This window comes from Streptomyces sp. NPDC012827, from assembly GCF_042900905.1.
Taxonomy (GTDB): Bacteria; Actinomycetota; Actinomycetes; order Streptomycetales; family Streptomycetaceae; genus Streptomyces; species Streptomyces gulbargensis.
Map to the genome: position 1 here is coordinate 637,746 of NZ_JBIBBY010000002.1, position 18,846 is coordinate 656,591.

An 18,846-nucleotide genomic window follows, 5' to 3' on the forward strand; every position below is an offset into this window, starting at 1 on the left:
ACATCGTCTCGCACCATCGGGTTGGAGCATTTGTCGGCTGTTCGGCAGCAGGTCTCCCCGCGGACAAGGGGGTGATCCGGACGGATGTCGGCAGTTGGAATGAGCGGTCCCCGCTTGCGGGACTAAGCTGCGGAAGGACAGGGAGGGGATCGACCCCTAACTGACTGACCGCTCTGAGGAGCGATTAACGATGTTCGAGAGGTTCACCGACCGCGCGCGGCGGGTTGTCGTCCTGGCTCAGGAAGAAGCCCGGATGCTCAACCACAACTACATCGGCACCGAGCACATCCTTCTGGGCCTTATCCACGAGGGTGAGGGTGTCGCCGCTAAGGCCCTGGAGAGCCTCGGGATTTCGCTCGAGGCGGTCCGCCAGCAGGTGGAGGAGATCATCGGGCAGGGGCAGCAGGCCCCGTCCGGCCACATCCCCTTCACCCCTCGTGCCAAGAAGGTCCTGGAGCTGTCGCTCCGGGAGGCCCTCCAGCTCGGCCACAACTACATCGGCACCGAGCACATCCTGCTCGGCCTGATCCGCGAGGGCGAGGGCGTCGCCGCCCAGGTCCTCGTGAAGCTGGGCGCCGATCTCAACCGGGTCCGGCAGCAGGTCATCCAGCTGCTGTCCGGCTACCAGGGCAAGGAAGCCGCCACCGCCGGCGGCCCTGCCGAGGGCACGCCCTCGACGTCCCTGGTGCTCGACCAGTTCGGCCGCAACCTCACCCAGGCGGCCCGCGAGTCCAAGCTCGACCCGGTCATCGGGCGCGAGAAGGAGATCGAGCGGGTCATGCAGGTGCTGTCCCGCCGGACCAAGAACAACCCGGTCCTCATCGGCGAGCCCGGCGTCGGCAAGACCGCCGTCGTCGAGGGCCTGGCGCAGGCGATCGTCAAGGGCGAGGTGCCCGAGACCCTCAAGGACAAGCACCTCTACACCCTGGACCTCGGCGCGCTGGTCGCCGGCTCCCGCTACCGCGGTGACTTCGAGGAGCGCCTGAAGAAGGTCCTCAAGGAGATCCGCACCCGCGGCGACATCATCCTGTTCATCGACGAGCTCCACACCCTCGTGGGTGCGGGCGCCGCCGAGGGCGCGATCGACGCCGCCAGCATCCTCAAGCCGATGCTGGCCCGCGGTGAGCTCCAGACCATCGGTGCCACCACCCTCGACGAGTACCGGAAGTACCTGGAGAAGGACGCGGCCCTCGAGCGCCGCTTCCAGCCCATCCAGGTCGCCGAGCCGTCGCTGCCGCACACCATCGAGATCCTCAAGGGTCTGCGCGACCGGTACGAGGCCCACCACCGGGTCTCCATCACGGACGAGGCCCTCGTCCAGGCCGCGACCCTGGCCGACCGGTACATCTCGGACCGCTTCCTGCCGGACAAGGCGATCGACCTGATCGACGAGGCCGGTTCCCGGATGCGCATCCGCCGGATGACCGCGCCGCCGGACCTCCGCGAGTTCGACGAGAAGATCGCCTCCGTCCGCCGGGACAAGGAGTCCGCGATCGACTCGCAGGACTTCGAGAAGGCCGCGTCCCTGCGCGACAAGGAGAAGCAGCTCCTCGCGGCGAAGGCCAAGCGGGAGAAGGAGTGGAAGGCCGGCGACATGGACGTCGTCGCCGAGGTCGACGGCGAGCTGATCGCCGAGGTCCTCGCGACCGCCACCGGCATCCCGGTCTTCAAGCTGACCGAGGAGGAGTCCTCGCGTCTGCTCCGCATGGAGGACGAGCTCCACAAGCGCGTCATCGGCCAGAAGGACGCCGTCATCGGTCTGTCCCGGGCGATCCGCCGCACCCGTGCGGGTCTGAAGGACCCGAAGCGCCCCGGTGGCTCGTTCATCTTCGCCGGTCCGTCCGGCGTCGGTAAGACCGAGCTGTCCAAGGCGCTCGCCGAATTCCTCTTCGGCGACGAGGACGCGATGATCTCCCTCGACATGTCGGAGTTCAGCGAGAAGCACACGGTTTCCCGCCTCTTCGGTTCGCCGCCCGGATACGTCGGCTACGAGGAGGGCGGCCAGCTCACCGAGAAGGTGCGCCGGAAGCCGTTCTCGGTCGTCCTCTTCGACGAGGTCGAGAAGGCCCACCCCGATATCTTCAATTCCCTTCTCCAGATCCTGGAGGACGGTCGCCTGACCGACTCCCAAGGCCGGGTCGTGGACTTCAAGAACACGGTCATCATCATGACGACCAACCTCGGGACCAGGGACATCTCGAAGGGCTTCAACCTCGGCTTCGCGGCCCAGGGCGACACGAAGTCCAACTACGAGCGGATGAAGGCGAAGGTCAGCGACGAGCTGAAGCAGCACTTCCGCCCGGAGTTCCTCAACCGTGTGGACGACATCATCGTCTTCCCGCAGCTGACGCAGGACGACATCCTCCAGATCGTCGACCTGATGATCACCCGCGTCGACGAGCGCCTGAAGGACCGGGACATGGGCATCGAGCTCTCCCAGTCCGCGAAGGAGCTGCTCGCCAAGAAGGGTTACGACCCGGTGCTCGGCGCCCGTCCGCTCCGCCGGACGATCCAGCGCGAGATCGAGGACACGCTGTCGGAGAAGATCCTCTTCGGCGACCTGCGTCCCGGTCACATCGTGGTGGTCGACACGGAGGGCGAGGGCGAGGAGCGCAAGTTCACCTTCCGCGGCGAGGAGAAGTCCGCCCTCCCGGACGTCCCCCCGGTGACGGCGGGCGGCACGGGCCCGAACCTCTCGAAGGACGCGTGACGCCGCGCTGAGCGCGAAGCGCTGAAAGGGGCGGCCCCGGAACCAGTCGGTTCCGGGGCCGCCCCTTTTCGGCAGTGTCACCCGACGGTGAGGCGGTTACCCAGGGCGTTGGCGCCGATGATGTCCTTGCGGTACACGCCCGTGACCGACACCCGGACGGACGGCAGGCCGATGAAAGGGGTCAGGTCGGTCAGTTGGGGACAGTCGCTGATCTGCACGTGCCGGAGCTGGGAACAATCGAGTGACCGCAGCACGTCGGCCGTCATGAGGTGATGGAAAGCGATCGCGAGGTGCCGGAGAGGCCGGTCGCCCAGATGACGGGTGATCTCTTCGCAGGGGAGTGGTCCCACGAGCATCACGGCATCGATGGCAGGCAGATTGGCGAGGAGTCGCAGTTGTTGGACGCTGCTGATGAGCACCGGTTCCAGTCCTGCCAGATGTGACAGCACGTCCCGTGCGAAGGCCTCCGGCGGGAAGGAGGACCAGTAGCTGGTGAACCTGTCAGCTTCGCCTGCCTCCGCGAAGGTGCGGGCGTACGCGAGGGCTTCCCGTCCGCCGATCACCGCGATCAGAGTCGTCACCGTTTCTACGGCATCGCTCGCCACATCTGCGGGTCCCGGCAGTAGTGGCAGCACGTATGCGCCCAGTCGGAGCAGCGACGTCATCTGGTCCGGGCCCCGCGGAGGGATCACCGACTTCACCGCCTTCCGCACCCGCGTGTGCAGGGTCCCGTCCAGCCAGGCCGCGTGCTGGGCCGCCAGCGCGGCGAGGACGTACAGCGTCGTCTTGAGGTCACGCTTCCTCGTGGCGGAGCCGGCCGCCAGGAGACCCTCCACCAAGACCGGGAGGTCGCGGCGGGTGCAGTGACCGGCGGCCAGGAGGAGGACATCGTGCCACTGCTGGTCGTGGGCGTGACGGAGGGCTTCCGCCAGCTGGTCATCCTCGACGAGCTCCTTCGCGGCCAGGAAATCTTGGAAGGTGCGATGCGCGAAGTGGAAGACGTCGTTCGTGCGCTCCTGGAGCAGGCCGCTCCGGTTCAGCAGGTGGGTGAGGATCTCCTGTGGACTGCCCTGGCCGGCGACCCTTGGCATGCCCGACAAGGCGCGGGCCAGCTGCCGCAGGGCCTGCTCGCGGGTGAACTCGGTCTGGCCGCCCCGTACCAGCCAGGCTGCGAGCCGTTGGAGGAGCTGGGAGTGTTCCTCCACCGACATGCGGATGCCGTCGGGCGCGTCGATCCGGCGCCGCTCGTCCCGAACACCCAGCAGCATCTGGAGCGCGGACCGGTAGAGCTCCCACCGGGTCTCGGGCAGGAAGCCTTCCCGCAACCTGTGCAGGGCGCAGATGACCGCGCAGAGGAGCGGGGTCCGGGCGAGGTCCGCCAGGGTCGGGTTGTGGCGGAACTGCTGGGCCAGGTCGTGTTCCAGTTCGGTCAAGTTCTCGTGTGCGTCGACGTCCGCGTCCAGCCGCGCGGCCTCGTGCCAGGCGTGGACGAAGGTCTGGATGTCGCCGTCCCGGAGGGGGAGGAGGGTCAGCTCCTCGAACCGTTCCGAGCCCAGCCAGTCGGGGGCGACGGCGAAGGGCCGCACGGTCGCCACGCAGCGCGTGCGCGGGTAGCGGGCCAGCAGCCGGGACAGCCACGCGTGCGCGGCCTCGCGCTCCTCGCCAGGGACCTCGTCGAGACCGTCGACCAGGAGCAGGGCCCGCCCGGCGGCCAGCACCCGGCCCGCCCAGCCGTCGGGCGCTGGGTCGACCATCAGCCCGGCGACGCCGGGCAGCTCGGCGGGGGAGGGATAGCCGACCCCCTGCGCGCGGAGCGAGCGTAGCGGGATGACGAAGGGGACGAGGCCGTTGAGCTCGGCGAGGTTCCGGCCGAGTGTCCCGGCGGCGGCGTGGGCGGCGAGCCACCAGACGAGCGTGGTCTTACCGGCTCCGGCATCGCCGCGCAGAAGGACCCGTGGTCGGGAGGCAAGGAGGTCGTCGATGCGTTGCGGCACCGCGACGGTGTCAGGCTCCCGGGTGGTGGCCTCCAGGGAGAGGTAGGCCGTGTCGAGGTCCCATTCGGAGGCACGTTTGCCGAGCTCGTCGAGGCCGAAAATCCGGGTGCGGCGATAGATGGAACCGATCGCCTCCCCGTAGTCCTCCTCGTACGGCTGGTCATGGCTGTGGGTGCCCGTGACGGGGGCGAGGGAGGTGTGGGGGGCCACCAAGGCCTGGGCTTCCGCCCTCGCGAGGACGGCCTGGAGGGGCACGCATTCCAGTCGGCGGTGGCCACGTCCACGTGGAACGGCTCGTACGATGCCGATGAGACTGTTGCTCGCGAAAACGGGGGCCCCCGACAGGCCGGCAAGCGGTGAGGGCCCGTCCTCGTCGGCCGTCGAGGGAGCTCTGTCCAGTTCGATGGTGAGAACGCGGCGTAGGAGGCCGGCCATGGGCAGGGCGGTGCCGGTGAACTGATCGAGGTCGGGTTTCTGCCCGTCGTACCGCTGGATGTGGGGGAAGCCCAAGACTTCACAGCCGGGAATTGGACGATCGGTGGCGACAGCACTCAACCTCGGTGCCGGCCCGAGGCGAGCGGGACTGCGCAGCAACGCGGCGTCGAGCTGTTCGTCCGACCAGATCACCTGCGACCGGCTCGGAGGCCGGAGCGCCGGTATGACCGTGGCTTGGTAGACGCCTCCGAGAACATGGGCGCTGGTGAGCACCAGGTCGGGGGTCAAGAGGACGCCGCTGCCCTGGTGCTTGCCCTGAACCAGAACGACGCTGCGGACGACCGTCACTGCGTCCCGTCCACCGCGGGAAGCCCGCCGAAGCCGGACAGGTCCGCCTTGTTCTCGTTCCCGACAAGCCAGCTGCCGCCCGTCGCCACGTTCCGCGGTTTGAGAGTGAAGGTGACCCGGTGCGTTTCGCCGCGGATGTGTGAGGCGTCCGTGCCGGCCTCGACGACCCAGGCTTTGACCTTGCCCCCGGCCTTCACCTCCCTGCGGAGCTCGATGGTGAACTCCATCTCGATGTCGCCCACCTCGAAGGCGAGGGGCTGCCCGGCTGCGCGGGTGGCAGCCGCGACGAGCTGATCGCGTACGGATTCGACGGCTTCGGCGAGTTCGATCTCTGTCATGCCCGGAAGCTACCGGTGCGCGGCGAGTGGCGGAGGGAGTTTCAGGCGGTCCGGTCGCGTGACCCAGGTCCCATTCGCGGGGGCCGCGCGGTGACAAGGCGCACAGGCGTTTCGGAGGGTACTAGCCGGATTAGTGGTGTGGTTCCGGGCTGAATCAGGACGTTTAGGTATCAACCATCCCGGGGTGGGGGCCGGGGGGGGCGGAACCCGTGCCGGGGCCGGTCCCGGGCCTGCGGTCCGGGGGGTGACGTGCGGCTAAACCCCTGGAACTTGGGCGCAAATGTCCGTTTCCAGGGTGATGCTCCGGGCGTGTCAAGAGTGATATTCCGGGGGAGATCGCTACGACGTGATGTCGTAGATGGGGTGTTTTGGGATGTCCTGGGAGTCGGGTTACCAAGGATGAGCAAGCCCGGCGCGCCGCACCGTTCGCGCCGGGTCCCGTACGTCCCGGAGGTTTTCCCCCGTATGTCGAAGCGCGTCATGAACCCCGCTGCCCGTGTCACCGCCGTCGCCCTCGCCGCCGCGGGTCTGGGAGCGACGATGGTGGCCGGAGCCGGGTCCGCCTTCGCCGCCGAGGGCAAGGCCGCCGCCCCGGCCGCCGTGACCGCGTCCGCCGCGGTCGCCGCCCAGGCCGATGCCCAGGCCCAGGTCGCCGCCCAGGTGAAGGCCGCGGCGGCGCAGGCGAAGGCGGCGCAGGTCAAGGCGGCGCAGGTCAAGGCCGCCGCCGTGAAGGCCAAGGTCGCCCAGCCCGTGAAGAAGGCCGCCAAGAAGGCCGCCTGGGTCAAGCCGGTCGGCGGCTACACCCTGACCGCCAGCTACAACCAGGGCGGCGCCATGTGGGCGCACAAGCACTCCGGCCAGGACTTCGCCGTCCCGGTCGGCACCCCGGTCAAGGCCGCGGGCTTCGGCACCGTCGTGAAGGCCGGCCCGTACGGTGGCGGCGACGGTCCGGCGTACGGCAACGCGATCGTCGTGAAGCACGCCAACGGCACGTACTCGCAGTACGCGCACCTGTCGAAGATCAAGGTCCGGATCGGCCAGAAGGTCGCCGCCGGCCAGCAGATCGCCCTCTCGGGCAACACCGGCAACTCCTCCGGCCCGCACCTGCACTTCGAGATCCGTACGACCCCGAACTACGGTTCCGCCGTGAACCCGGCCGCCTTCCTGCGCGCCCACGGCGTCACCATCTGACCCGACCGGGTCCGTCAGGCCCGATGGGCCTGCCCGATCAGATCGAGGGCGACCTCGAGGACGGCTTCGTGCTTCTCCTCGGGGTCGCCCTCGACGTTCTGCATGAAGAACGTGCCCGCGTGCAGGGTGAAGATCGCGCTGATGGAGCGGACCTTGTCCGTCATGGTGAAGTCCGGTTCCTGGACGAGGCCGGTCAGCGTGATCATGCGCTCCTTGAAGGTCAGGCCGATGCTCAGCTGGCTCACCGTGGCCTGGTTCTCCTGCATGAAGCGGAACAGCGGGGTCGCGGCGAGCAGCGCCCGCTGGTAGCGGCGCAGGATCTCCTGCTTGGTCTCCAGGGTGCGCGGCTGCGTGCCGGCCCACTCGATCAGCTCGTCCATGGGCCGGGTGAGGTCCTGGAAGATGCTGATCAGGATGTCTTCCTTCGTCTTGAAGTGGTAGTACAGCGCGGCCTTGGTGACGTCGAGGCGTTCCGCGATCTCGCGCAGCGAGGTCTTCTCGTATCCCTGCTCGGCGAAGAGTTCGAGGGCCACGTCCTGGATGCGCTGACGGGTGTTGCCTCGGGCCATGGTCTGCTCGCTCTCACGGAAACTTACTTGACGACCGGCTAGTGCGGGTCTACCGTCCCCCAGTGTAGTAACTAGCCGGGCGGCAAGTAAGGGATCGACATGGCCACCACCGAACCGACCACACCCGTGACCGCAGGGGAGGGGGAGACGAAGCAGCGCAGCGTCCGCGTCGTCCTGCTCGCCCTGATGATCGCGATGCTGCTCGCGATGCTCGACAACATGATCATCGGCACCGCGATGCCGACGATCGTCGGTGAGCTGGGCGGCCTGGAGCACCTCTCCTGGGTCGTCACCGCCTACACCCTGGCCACCGCCGCCTCCACCCCCATCTGGGGCAAGCTCGGCGACATGTTCGGCCGCAAGGGCGTCTTCCTCCTCTCGATCGTGATCTTCCTGATCGGTTCGGCGCTCAGCGGCATGGCCCAGGACATGGGCCAGCTCATCGGCTTCCGCACGATCCAGGGCCTCGGCGCCGGCGGTCTCATGGTCGGCGTGATGGCGATCATCGGTGACCTGATCCCGCCCCGCGAGCGCGGCAGGTACCAGGGCATGATGGCCGGCGTCATGGCCTTCGCCATGATCGGCGGCCCGCTCGTCGGCGGCACCATCACCGACCACTGGGGCTGGCGCTGGTCCTTCTACATCAACCTGCCGCTCGGCATCGTCGCCCTCGCCATGGTCACCGCCGTGCTGCACCTGCCGGGGAAGCGGCGCGCGACCGGCACCCGGATCGACTTCCTCGGCGCGGGCCTGCTGACCGTCGGCATCACCGCGATCGTCCTCGTCACCACCTGGGGCGGCACCGAGTACGCGTGGGGCTCGGCCACCATCGTCGGCCTCTCCGCCGCCGGTGTCGCCGCCCTCGCCGTCTTCCTGTACGTCGAGACCCGGGCGAGCGACCCGATCATGCCGCTGCACATCTTCCGCAGCCGCAACTTCACCCTCATGTCCCTCATCGGCTTCATCACCGGCTTCGTGATGTTCGGCGCGGTCCTCTACCTGCCGATCTTCCAGCAGTCCGTGCAGGGCGCCTCCGCGACCAACTCCGGTCTGCTGCTCCTGCCGATGCTGCTGTCGATGATGGTCGTCTCGCTGCTCGTCGGCCGGTTCACCACCAGCACCGGCAAGTACAAGGCCTTCCCCATCGTGGGCGGCGCCCTCATGGTGGTCGGCCTCTTCCTGCTGGCCCAGATGGACACCGGCACCTCCCGCCTCGTGTCCGGCGTCTACATGGCCCTCCTCGGCGCCGGCATGGGCTTCCTGATGCAGATCACGATGCTCGTCGCGCAGAACAGCGTCGAGATGAAGGACATGGGCGTCGCGTCCAGTTCGACCACGCTCTTCCGGACCCTCGGCTCCTCCTTCGGCGTGGCGATCATGGGCGCGCTGTTCACCGGCCGCGTCCAGGACGAGATGGCGGCGCGGGGCGGCTCCGCGCTCACCGAACGGACCGCCCAGCTCGACGCGGCGAGCCTGGCGAAGCTGCCGGCGGCGCTGCGCGAGGCCTACCAGTACGCGGTGGCGGCGGGCACCCACTCCGCCTTCCTGGTCGGATCGGCCGTCGCCGTCCTCGGCTTCGTCCTCGCCTTCTTCGTCAAGGAGGTGGCACTGCGGGGCGCCGGACCGGCCGCCGCGGAGCGGAAGCCCGCGGAGCCGGAGGGGACGGGCGACGGGGCGGCCAAGGTCTCCGAGACGGTCTGAGCGGTACGGGCCGGCCGCGGTGCCACGGCGAACGGCCGGCCCGCGCGGCGGTACGACCGGGGGCCGGGTCCTCCCCAGGGCCCGGCCCCCCGGCGTACCCCCCGCCACCCCGCTCCGGCCCTCAGTCCGGGAGCCGCAGCACCGGGAAGCTCCCCGTGTTCGTCGGCGCGTGGTCCGGCAGCCACAGCACCGCGATGGCCCCGCCGACCCCCTCGGGCGCCCCCTCCGCCGCCACGTTCCGGAAGGTCAGCCGGGCCCCCAGGACCCGTGCCTGGCCGGCGGCGATGGTCAGGCCCAGGCCGTGCCCGCGTCCGGCGCGGTCGCTCGCCCCCGTACGGAAGCGGCTCGGGCCCTCCTTCAGGAGCGCCTCGGGGAACCCGGGCCCGTGGTCGCGGACCCGTACCACCCGGCCCTCGACGGTGACCTCCACCGGCGGCTTCCCGTGCCGGGCCGCGTTGGCCAGCAGATTGCCGAGGATCCGCTCCAGGCGCCGCGGATCGGTGTTCACCCACGACTCGTGGACGACCCGCACGACCACCGCCGGATCCAGCGTCCGCACCCGCCGCGCCACGAACTCCCCGAGGGCGATCTCCTGGAGCTCGGCCCGCTCCGAGGCCCCGTCGAGCCGGGCCACCTCCAGTACGTCCTCCACCAGCGTCCGCATCGCCTGCGCCCGGTCCCGTACGAGCTCCGAGGGCCGGCCAGGCGGCAGCAGCTCGGCGGCCGTGAGCAGCCCGGTCACCGGAGTCCGCAGCTCGTGCGCGATGTCCGCGGTCACCCGCCGCTCGGCCTCGATCCGCTCGTGCAGGGCGTCGGTGAGCGCGTCGATCGCCCAGGCCAGGTCGTCGGTCTCGTCCCGTACGACCCCGCCCACGGCCTCCCGCACCCGCACGTCGGTGTTGCCCTGGGCGACCCGCCCGGCCGCGGCGGCCGCCTTCCGCAGCCGCCGCGAGAGCTGGGCGCCGATGAGGATGCCGCCCGCGCAGCCGCCGAGGACGACCGTCACCGACCCGATGACGAGGGCGCGGTCCAGATCCTCCATGATCCGCGCGCTGCGGTCGGCGAAGGGGATGTGCAGCGAGAGCACGTCCCCGTTGGCCAGGGGCACGGCGGCCCACACGTCGGGCGGGCCGCCGTGCCGGTGCTCCTGCACGAACGTGCCGCGCCGCCGGTCCCGCATCAGCTGGTCGAGCTGCGGCGGCAGCGCCGGGTCGTTGATCTTGGTGCCGAAGCGGGGCTCCTTCGGCTTGGACGTCTCGTACATCCGCTGGGCGAAGAGGAGCCGCTCCATCTGCACCTCGCGCGCGTTGTCCAGCATCGAGATGCGGGCCGCGTTGTGCACGACCACGCTCAGCGTGACCGCGATGAGCGCGCTGACGGCCGAGATGGCGACGGCGATCTTCCAGCGGACGCCGGTACGGAGGCGGAAGCGTCCCACCGGCCCGTCAGCCCCTGAGCTTGTAGCCGAAGCCGCGGACCGTCTCGATGCGGTCCTGGCCGATCTTGGCGCGCAGCCGCTGCACGTGGACGTCCACGACACGGGTGTCGCCGCCCCAGCCGTAGTCCCACACCCGCTCCAGGAGCTTGTCCCGGGACAGGACGGTGCCGGGGGCCGAGGAGAACTCCAGGAGCAACCGCATCTCGGTCGGGGTGAGCGCCACCGGCGCCCCGCCCCTGCGGACCTCCATGCCCTCGGTGTCGACCTCCAGGTCCCCGAAGACGAGCAGGCCGCCGCCGTCCGCCGCCCCGCCCTCGCGCTCGGCGCCCGCGGGGCCGCCCGCGTGGCCGAAACGGCGCAGTACGGCCCGGATGCGGGCCATCAGCACGGACCCGTCGAAGGGCTTGGTGACGTAGTCGTCGGCCCCCGCCTCCAGGCCGAGCACGACGTCGATCGAGTCGGCGCGGGCGGACAGCATGATCACCGGGACGGTCGACTCGTCGCGGATGCGGCGGCAGAGGCTCACGCCGTCCATGCCGGGCAGCATCACGTCGAGCAGGGCGATGTCCGGGCGGTGGGCCCGGAAGGCGTCGAGGCCGGAGAGGCCGTCCGGCATGGCCGTGACCCGGAAGCCGTCCCGCTCCAGGGCCAGCTGGGTGGCCTCGCGGATGACGTCGTCGTCCTCGACGAAGAGGACATGGGTTTCGGCCATCGTGCGTGTCCTTCGAAGGTCTCTCGTACGGGGAGGGGAGCGGACCGGTCCGGTCCGCTCCGGGGGAGTGGGAAGGCGGGCGGGGCCCGGCTCCGGCTCAGCCCGTCCCTGGCTCGGCCGGCTCCGGCTCGCCGCCGCCGTCACCCAGGGCCCGGCTGTAGTCGTTGTGGACCCAGTCGTGCTGCGTGAACCTGTTGCCCGTCCAGCGGTACGTGATCACGTCCTCGCCCGACGGGTAGGCGACCGGATCGCCCTTCGCGTACACCTGTTTCGTGACGATCAGGTCGCCCCGGTCGATCGTCGCGTAGACCGCCGCGTCCTCGGCCATGAACACGTTCTCGTACCGGTCGCTCTGCTTCCGGTACACGTACGTGCCGATGCCGACGGCGTCCCCGCAGGTCATCACGTTGACGACGACGTCCGGGGCGGCGGAGCCGGTCAGATTCCCGTAGGAGGCGTCCACCGGGTAGGCGTCCGCGACGCACGGCTTCAGGTCGGCCTTCAGCCGCTCACCGATCTTCGGGTCGTTCTTGAGCAGGGTGATCGGGTTCACCCGCTCGGCCGGGCCCGGACCGTCGCTCGCCGTGGGGGAGGGCGGCGACGCGGCCGTGGCGCCCTCGTCGGAACGGGCCGCGCCCTCGTCGCGCGAACCGGTGCCGCCGGTGGAGCAGGCGGCCAGGGACAGGCCGGCGGCGACGAGCCCGGCCACCGCCGTGACGCCCGCCGCCCGCACCGTACGCCGACGGCGGCGGCCACCGGTCCCGTACCGGTCACCACCGCCCGCCCCGCGCACCGCTGTCCCGTCGCCGGATCCAGGGCCCTCGCCGGTTCCGCGTCCACCGTCGCCGGGGCCGTCACCGCCGCGTCCGCCGCCGGCTCCGCCTCTGCCGCCGGCTTCGCCGTCTAGGCCGCGCACCGCTCCCGCCCTCCCTCGTCACCCCGTACGGTCCTCGTCCGCTCCCCGGCCGGGCCCTGCGCGCGGGCGTCCAGGTCACGGCGCTCCAGCTCCTGGCGGAGCCGCGCGAGCGCCCGGTGGAGCGTCGACTTCACGGTACCCGTCGACATGCCGAGCGCCGCCGCCGTCTCCTCCGTGCTCATCTGTTCCCAGTGGCGCAGGACGACGACGCTCCGCTGCTTGGGCGCGAGGACCTTCAGGACGTCCATCAGCAGGGCGCGGTCGGCGTGCTGCTCGGTCGGGTCGTCCACGCTGCCGTCGGGCAGCTGCTCGGTGGGGACCTCCTCCAGCTTGCGCGCGCGCCACCACTCGGTCCGGGTGTTGATCATCACCCGGCGCAGGTAGGCGTCGGCGAGGGACTTGTCGGCGATGCCGTCCCAGCGGCCGTACGTCCGGGCCAGCGCGGTCTGGAGCAGGTCCTGGGCGTCGACCGGGTCCGGGACGAGACGGCGGGCGCTGCGCAGCAGCGCGTCCTGCCGCGTGCGTACGTACTCCTCGAAGTCGAGCACCTCGCCGTGCCTCATCCGAACCGCCTCCGATCCCCGTGACCTGCTTGTTCCCTCGTGTCGGCGACGACGCTACGGAGGAGTTGTCACGGGGCTGTGCGGGGCAGCCGTCGGTGGACGCACGGCTACCCATCGGTTGTGTAACAGCCGGGCCCGCAGGGAACGGGAACGGTCCGGGGCGTCAGAAGACGCGACGGCCCGGACCTCGCGGGAAGCCGGAGTGGTCCCCGGGGCCCTCGGGAAGCCGGTGCGGCCCGGCCCCTCAGGAGAGCGGCAGGCGGTACCGGCCGTCGTCCAGGGGCTCGACCAGGCCGTCCGCGACCAGACCGTCCAGTGCCCGGGCCCGCTGCACCGGCTCGTCCCAGACCCGGTCCAGGGCCGCCTGCGCGACCGGCTCCCGGCTCTCCCGCAGCACGGCGAGGAGCCGCCCGCGCACCTGCCGGTCGGTGCCCGCGTACGTCTGGCCGCGGCGCGGCGGCCCGTCGTGCGCCGGCTTCCCCGCGAGCCGCCACACGCACCGCGCCGCGATCGGGCAGCGCCCGCAGTCCTCGTTCTTCGCCGTGCACACCAGGGCGCCCAGCTCCATGGAGGCGGCGGCCCAGCGGGCCGCCGTGGGCTCGTCCTCGGGCAGCAGCGCGCGGGCGAGCCGCCGCTCGGCGGCCGTGGTGGCGTTCGGCGGGTACTGCACACCGGTCGCCGCGCGGGCGAACACCCTGCGCACGTTGGTGTCGAGGACCGGGTGGCGCTGCCCGTACGCGAAGGAGGCCACGGCCGCCGCGGTGTACTCGCCGATGCCGGGCAGCGCGAGGAGCTGGGCGTGATCGCTCGGTACGTCGCCGCCGTGCCGTTCCGTTATGGCCACGGCCGCCGCGTGCAGCCGCAGCGCGCGGCGCGGGTAGCCGAGCCTGCCCCACGCCCGGACCGCCTCGCCGGGGGCCTCGGCCGCCAGGTCGGCGGGGCGGGGCCAGCGGGCGAGCCACTGCTCGTACACCGGGAGGACCCGGACCACCGGGGTCTGCTGGAGCATGAACTCGCTGACCATCACGCCCCAGGCGCCGGCCTCGGGGCGGCGCCAGGGCAGGTCGCGGGCGTGCCGGTCGAACCAGGCGAGGACGGGGCCGTGCAGCTCGGCGGGGACGACGTCGGACCCGGCGGCCCCGCCCGCCCCGGCGGCCGGGGAGGCTGCGGGCGCGGGAGGGACGGTGGGGGTGGAGGGGGCGCCGGAGGCGGTGGGGGCATCGGTGGAAGTCATGGCACCCCCGATCCTGGCACGACCGGCGCGCGATCAGTACGCGCCGTGGCGCGCGCGGGGGCGGCGCGCGGAGTGTGCGGAGGCGTGCGCGGCGGCGTGCGCCGGGGTCGCGGGGCCGCGGCCGGCGCACCACACCACCACCGAACTGCGGCTCGACCGTGCCGTCTCGACCAGGGACCGCGTCGGGCGCCGGGCCGCCTGCATGAAGAGAACCGCGATGAGCGCCCCGAGCAGCAGGCCGGCGGTGACGTCGTGCGGGTAGTGGACGCCGACGAAGACCCGCGAGAAGGCCATGAGCAGGGCCATCGGGACGGTCAGCCAGGCCATGCCGCGCCAGGAGAGGGCGAGGGCGAGCGCGGCGGCGCCCGCGATGGCCGAGTGGTTGCTGGGGAAGGACCAGTCGCCGTAGACCGGGCAGTCGACGAGCGGCGCGGGTGCGCCCACGACCGCGCGGCACGGGCGCTCCTCGTCGATCAGCGACTTCAGGCCCTCGCTCACGACGTACCCGAAGGCGGTGGCCAGCGGGGCGAGCAGGGCGAGGGCCATGGCCTCGCCGGACCGGTCACGGGAGCGCCACCAGCCGGCCAGGAACAGGGCGCCGAAGAGGAGCAGCCCCAGTTCCGTCCACACCTCCGCGAGCCACTGGAACCAGTGCGGGGTGGAGTGGGCGAAGTCGGCGACGTCGAGATACAGCCGGTCGGAGAGGTCGAGGAGGTTGTCCATGGTGCATGACGCTAACCGGAATCCGGAGTGCTCCGCCCCGGGCCAACGGCCAGAACGACCCCTGACGAAAGTGGGGGGCGTCGATTTCCGGTGCTCCGGGCGGAAGTTCCCCCTCCCGACGGATGTGATCATCGGCAAAACTTGGTGCTTCCAGCGGCGGGTGGGGCGGGAGTTGGGCCCGATCTCTCGTAAGGTTCGGGTCGTGGGATCTTTGCGCAATCCGGTCGGGCCGCTTCCCTCCACCATCTACTGGCGACGGAGGGCGGTCGCGCTGTGCCTGATCGTCCTGCTCGCCCTGCTCGCCGTGTGGGTCGTCACCTCCGGGGACGGCGGCGGGAAGAAGGCGAACGACTCGGCCAACGGTGCTTCGCCCGCCCCGTCGATCACCCCGGGGCCGTCAGGCTCCGGCCCGGCGATCAGCCAACAGCCGGGCGGGCGCGAGGAGTCGGAGGATTCCGGTTCGGGACCCGGTTCCGGCACGGGGCCCGGTTCCGGCACGGACGGAGGTTCCTCGGCCGGCGGTGACGGGGGTACGGGGACGGACGCCGGTACGGGCGCGGGCGCGGCCGGGACCGAGGGCGGCACCGGGAACGGCGGCAAGAACGGCGAAACCGACGGGGGCGTCGGTGCCGGCGGCGCGGGCATCGGCGCGGGACAGCGCGTTCCGGCCGATTCGCCGCTCCCGAACTGCCCCGCCGGGGCACTGAAGTTGTCGCTGCGCAGCGTCAAGGTCACGTACGAGACGGGGGAGAAGCCCCGCTTCGAGCTGGTCGCCACCAACACCTCGGACACCGCGTGCAAGGCCGATTTCGGGCCCCGCAGCGCGGTTCTGACGATCAGTGACGCACGGGACGAGGAGGTCTGGTCCTCCGACGACTGCCCGCGGCCCGGCGACCCGCTCCTGCTGAGCCTGCCCGCGCACTCCACCGTCACCCACACCGTGGAGTGGGACCGCAAGCGCAGCGCACCGCGCTGCGCCACCGCCCCGGCCGGTCCGGCGGGACCGGGGACGTACCTGGTGGAAGCCACGATGCCGGGCGCCAAGGTGCTGCCCGCCTCGTTCACGCTCGCCAAGGACTGACGGCCGGTACGGCCCGGCGCGCCGGGCCGCGCCGGTCAGACGTACCGCTCCAGGATGGAGGACTCGGCCAGCCGGGAGAGGCCCTCGCGCACGCTGCGCGCCCGGGCCTCGCCGACGCCGTCGACGGTCTGGAGGTCGTCCACGCTGGCGGCGAGCAGCTTCTGCAGACCGCCGAAGTGCTCCACGAGCCGCTCGATGATCGCGCCCGGCAGCCGCGGCACCTTGGCGAGGAGCCGGTAACCGCGCGGCGAGACGGCCGAGTCCAGGGTCTCGGGCGAGCCGCTGTAGCCGAGGGCCCGTGCCACCGTGGGCAGTTCGAGCAGCTCCGCGTGGGAGAGCGCGTCCAGTTCGGTCAGCGCCTCCGCGACCGTACGGGAACGCTTGGCGGTGGGCTCCGGCACGTAGTCGCGGATCACCAGCTCCCGCTCCGGCTCCACGCCCGCGATCAGCTCGTCCAGCTGGAGCGAGAGCAGCCGGCCGTCGGTGCCGAGCTCGACCACGTACTCCGCGATCTCCGTGGCGATCCGGCGCACCATCTCCAGGCGCTGGGCGACGGCCGTCACGTCCCGGACCGTCACCAGGTCCTCGATCTCCAGGGCGGAGAGCGTCCCGGCCACCTCGTCGAGCCGCAGCTTGTACCGCTCCAGGGTCGCGAGGGCCTGGTTGGCGCGGGAGAGGATCGCCGCCGACTCCTCCAGGACGCGGCGCTCGCCGTTCACGTACAGCGCGATGAGCCGCATCGACTGCGAGACGGAGACCACGGGGAAGTTGCACTGCTTGGAGACCCGGTCGGCGGTGCGGTGCCGGGTGCCGGTCTCCTCCGTATGGATGGAGGCGTCCGGAACGAGCTGCACACCTGCCCGGTGGATCTTCGTGATGTCCTTGTCCAGGACGAGCGCGCCGTCGAGCTTGCACAGCTCGCGCAGGCGGGTCGCGGTGAACTCGACGTCGAGGACGAAGCCGCCCGTGCACATCGAGTCGACCGTCTTGTCGAGGCCGAGCACGATGAGCCCGCCGGTGCTTCCGCGCAGGATCCGCTCCAGGCCGTCACGCAGGGCGGTGCCGGGCGCGACCGCGCTCAGGGCCGCGCGCATCAGCGCTTCGTTGCCGGAGCCCGCGCCGGACTTTCCGGGAGCTGCTGCCCCGTCCTTGGCTGCCACTGCACTCCTCCGGCTCGTACGGATGGGCGAGACCAGGGCAAAGTCTAGCGACACCGCCCCGCGCCGGGTTCGCCAACGGGTCCCGGCCCCCCGCCGCGCCGGGCCGCGACGGCCCCGCGGGCCGGGGCCGGCGAGGATTTCCGCCCTTCGGCGCGCCCCGGGGCTGCCTGCCCGGCCCCGACCCCATCCCCGTACCACCGGGGCGCGCGGGCCGGTCCCCCGCCGGTCCCGGTCCCTACCGGTCGCGGCGTCGTCCCACCGGTCCGGCGCCGTGCCGGCCACGCCGCCGGTGGCCGTCCCACCGGCCCGCCGCCGTGCCGTCAGCCCACCGGGGCGTCCTCCGCCGTCTTCGCGCGGCGGCTGCGGGGCAGGACCCGCAGGGCCTCGCCCATGTCCGCGACCTCCGTCACCTTCATGCCCGCCGGCACCCGGCCCGGGTCGCCCGGGACCAGCGCGTGGGTGAAGCCCAGCCGGTGCGCCTCGGCCAGCCGGCGCTGCACGCCCGTCACCCGGCGCACCTCGCCCGCGAGCCCGACCTCACCGATCGCGACCAGGTTCTTCGGCAGCGGCGTGTCGCTCGCCGCCGAGGCGAGGGCGAGCGCGATGGCCAGGTCGGCGGCGGGCTCGGAGAGCCGCACGCCGCCCACCGTGGCGCTGTAGATGTCCCGCTTGCCGAGCGCACTGATCCGGCCGCGCTGCTCGAGCACCGCCAGCATCATCGAGACGCGGGAGGTCTCCAGGCCGGAGGTGGTGCGGCGCGGGGAGGGGATCTGCGAGTCGACGGTCAGCGCCTGCACCTCGGCGACCAGCGGCCGGCGGCCCTCCAGGGTCACGGTCAGGCAGGTGCCGGGCACGGCCACGTCGCGCCGGGTCAGGAAGAGGCCCGAGGGGTCGGCGAGCCCGGTGATCCCCTCGTCGTGCAGTTCGAAGCAGCCGACCTCGTCGGTCGCCCCGTACCGGTTCTTCACGCCCCGGACGAGGCGCAGGCGGGCGTGCCGGTCGCCCTCGAAGCTCAGCACGACGTCGACCAGGTGCTCCAGGAGCCGGGGGCCCGCGATGGCGCCGTCCTTGGTGACGTGGCCGACGAGCAGCGTGGACATGCCCCGCTCCTTCGACGCCCGGATGAGGGCTCCGGCGACCTCGCGGACCTGGGCCATGCCGCCGGGGGCGCCGTCGATCTCGGGGGACGCGACCGTCTGCACCGAGTCCAGGACGAGCAGGGAGGGCCGCACGGCGTCCAGGTGCCCGAGCACGGCGGAGAGATCGGTCTCGGCCGCCAGGTACAGGTGGTCGTCGATCGCGCCGATCCGGTCGGCACGCAGCCGGACCTGGCTCGCGGACTCCTCGCCCGTCACGTACAGGGTGCGGTGGGCCTCGCTCGCGGCCTTGGCGGCCACGTCGAGCAGGAGCGTGGACTTGCCGACACCGGGCTCCCCGGCGAGCAGCACGACGGCACCGGGCACCAGCCCGCCGCCGAGGACCCGGTCGAGTTCGTCGACGCCGGTGGACCGGGCGGTGGCCTGCCGGCCGTCGACCTGGCCGATGGGCAGCGCGGCGGTGGAGACCCGGCCGGCCGCGGTCGTCCGGACGGCGGGCGCGCCGTACTCCTCGACCGTGCCCCATGCCTGGCATTCGGGGCAGCGGCCGAGCCACTTGGCCGTCTGCCAGCCGCACTCGGTGCAGCGGTAGGACGGCCTGTCCTTGGCGGTTTTCGTACGGGCAGCCATGGTCCA

The 18,846-nt window shown here is 71.8% G+C and carries 15 protein-coding genes; 4 read left to right on the forward strand and 11 right to left on the reverse strand.

Annotated features, from left to right (window positions below; translation table 11 throughout):
- The first annotated feature begins 190 nt into the window (after positions 1-190).
- Positions 191-2,710 carry an ATP-dependent Clp protease ATP-binding subunit gene (locus tag ACFY60_RS06400; protein WP_388609295.1) on the forward strand — a complete coding sequence of 840 codons (2,520 nt, stop codon included), beginning with the start codon at positions 191-193 and terminating at the stop codon, positions 2,708-2,710.
- A 77-nt stretch (positions 2,711-2,787) separates the two neighbouring features.
- Here the strand turns inward: ACFY60_RS06400 and ACFY60_RS06405 are convergent, their stop codons facing one another.
- Both ACFY60_RS06405 and ACFY60_RS06410 read right to left on the reverse strand, forming a co-directional pair.
- A complete protein-coding gene (locus ACFY60_RS06405; protein ID WP_388609292.1) occupies positions 2,788-5,487 on the reverse strand; it encodes an NACHT domain-containing protein in 2,700 nt (899 codons plus the stop codon).
- Complete coding sequence (locus ACFY60_RS06410; protein WP_388609290.1) at positions 5,484-5,825, reverse strand: trypco2 family protein; 342 nt, start codon at positions 5,823-5,825, stop codon at positions 5,484-5,486. The genes ACFY60_RS06405 and ACFY60_RS06410 overlap by 4 nt, the downstream gene beginning before the upstream one ends.
- A 465-nt stretch (positions 5,826-6,290) precedes the next feature.
- Between ACFY60_RS06410 and ACFY60_RS06415 the strand changes: the two genes are divergently transcribed.
- Complete coding sequence (locus ACFY60_RS06415; RefSeq protein ID WP_388609288.1) at positions 6,291-7,016, forward strand: M23 family metallopeptidase; 726 nt, start codon at positions 6,291-6,293, stop codon at positions 7,014-7,016.
- A 14-nt stretch (positions 7,017-7,030) separates the two neighbouring features.
- Here the strand turns inward: ACFY60_RS06415 and ACFY60_RS06420 are convergent, their stop codons facing one another.
- Entirely contained in the window at positions 7,031-7,585 is a 555-nt protein-coding gene (locus ACFY60_RS06420) for a TetR/AcrR family transcriptional regulator (RefSeq protein WP_388609286.1), read from the reverse strand.
- Positions 7,586-7,684: 99 nt separating this feature from the next.
- Here ACFY60_RS06420 and ACFY60_RS06425 point away from each other — a divergent pair, with 99 nt between their 5' ends.
- On the forward strand, positions 7,685-9,286 hold the full coding sequence (locus ACFY60_RS06425) for an MDR family MFS transporter (protein ID WP_388609284.1): 1,602 nt from the start codon (positions 7,685-7,687) through the stop codon (positions 9,284-9,286).
- A 121-nt stretch (positions 9,287-9,407) separates the two neighbouring features.
- Here the strand turns inward: ACFY60_RS06425 and cseC are convergent, their stop codons facing one another.
- The 6 genes from cseC to ACFY60_RS06455 all read right to left on the reverse strand — a co-directional run bounded on the left by cseC (position 9,408) and on the right by ACFY60_RS06455 (position 14,872).
- Positions 9,408-10,724 carry a two-component system sensor histidine kinase CseC gene (cseC, locus tag ACFY60_RS06430; RefSeq protein WP_388609282.1) on the reverse strand — a complete coding sequence of 439 codons (1,317 nt, stop codon included), beginning with the start codon at positions 10,722-10,724 and terminating at the stop codon, positions 9,408-9,410.
- 7 nt (positions 10,725-10,731) lie between these two features.
- The gene (gene cseB / locus ACFY60_RS06435; RefSeq protein ID WP_388609279.1) at positions 10,732-11,436 is read right to left on the reverse strand and encodes a two-component system response regulator CseB; all 705 of its coding nucleotides are present in this window, start codon (positions 11,434-11,436) and stop codon (positions 10,732-10,734) included.
- Between the two features lie 97 nt (positions 11,437-11,533).
- Entirely contained in the window at positions 11,534-12,352 is an 819-nt protein-coding gene (locus ACFY60_RS06440; protein ID WP_389457488.1) for a hypothetical protein, read from the reverse strand.
- Positions 12,340-12,915 (reverse strand): SigE family RNA polymerase sigma factor, encoded by a 576-nt coding sequence (locus ACFY60_RS06445; RefSeq protein WP_388609275.1) that lies wholly within the window; start codon positions 12,913-12,915, stop codon positions 12,340-12,342. Before ACFY60_RS06445 ends, ACFY60_RS06440 begins: the two co-directional genes overlap by 13 nt.
- 244 nt (positions 12,916-13,159) lie before the next feature.
- Positions 13,160-14,149 (reverse strand): A/G-specific adenine glycosylase, encoded by a 990-nt coding sequence (locus tag ACFY60_RS06450; protein WP_388609273.1) that lies wholly within the window; start codon positions 14,147-14,149, stop codon positions 13,160-13,162.
- Positions 14,150-14,182: 33 nt separating this feature from the next.
- A complete protein-coding gene (locus tag ACFY60_RS06455; RefSeq protein ID WP_388609270.1) occupies positions 14,183-14,872 on the reverse strand; it encodes a phosphatase PAP2 family protein in 690 nt (229 codons plus the stop codon).
- A gap of 202 nt (positions 14,873-15,074) precedes the next feature.
- Here ACFY60_RS06455 and ACFY60_RS06460 point away from each other — a divergent pair, with 202 nt between their 5' ends.
- Complete coding sequence (locus ACFY60_RS06460) at positions 15,075-15,953, forward strand: hypothetical protein (protein WP_388609269.1); 879 nt, start codon at positions 15,075-15,077, stop codon at positions 15,951-15,953.
- Positions 15,954-15,988: 35 nt separating this feature from the next.
- Here ACFY60_RS06460 and disA read toward each other — a convergent pair whose 3' ends face one another.
- The gene (gene disA / locus ACFY60_RS06465) at positions 15,989-17,113 is read right to left on the reverse strand and encodes a DNA integrity scanning diadenylate cyclase DisA (protein ID WP_309055066.1); all 1,125 of its coding nucleotides are present in this window, start codon (positions 17,111-17,113) and stop codon (positions 15,989-15,991) included.
- Between the two features lie 320 nt (positions 17,114-17,433).
- Positions 17,434-18,840 carry a DNA repair protein RadA gene (radA, locus tag ACFY60_RS06470; RefSeq protein ID WP_388609267.1) on the reverse strand — a complete coding sequence of 469 codons (1,407 nt, stop codon included), beginning with the start codon at positions 18,838-18,840 and terminating at the stop codon, positions 17,434-17,436.
- Between the last annotated feature and the right edge of the window lie 6 nt (positions 18,841-18,846).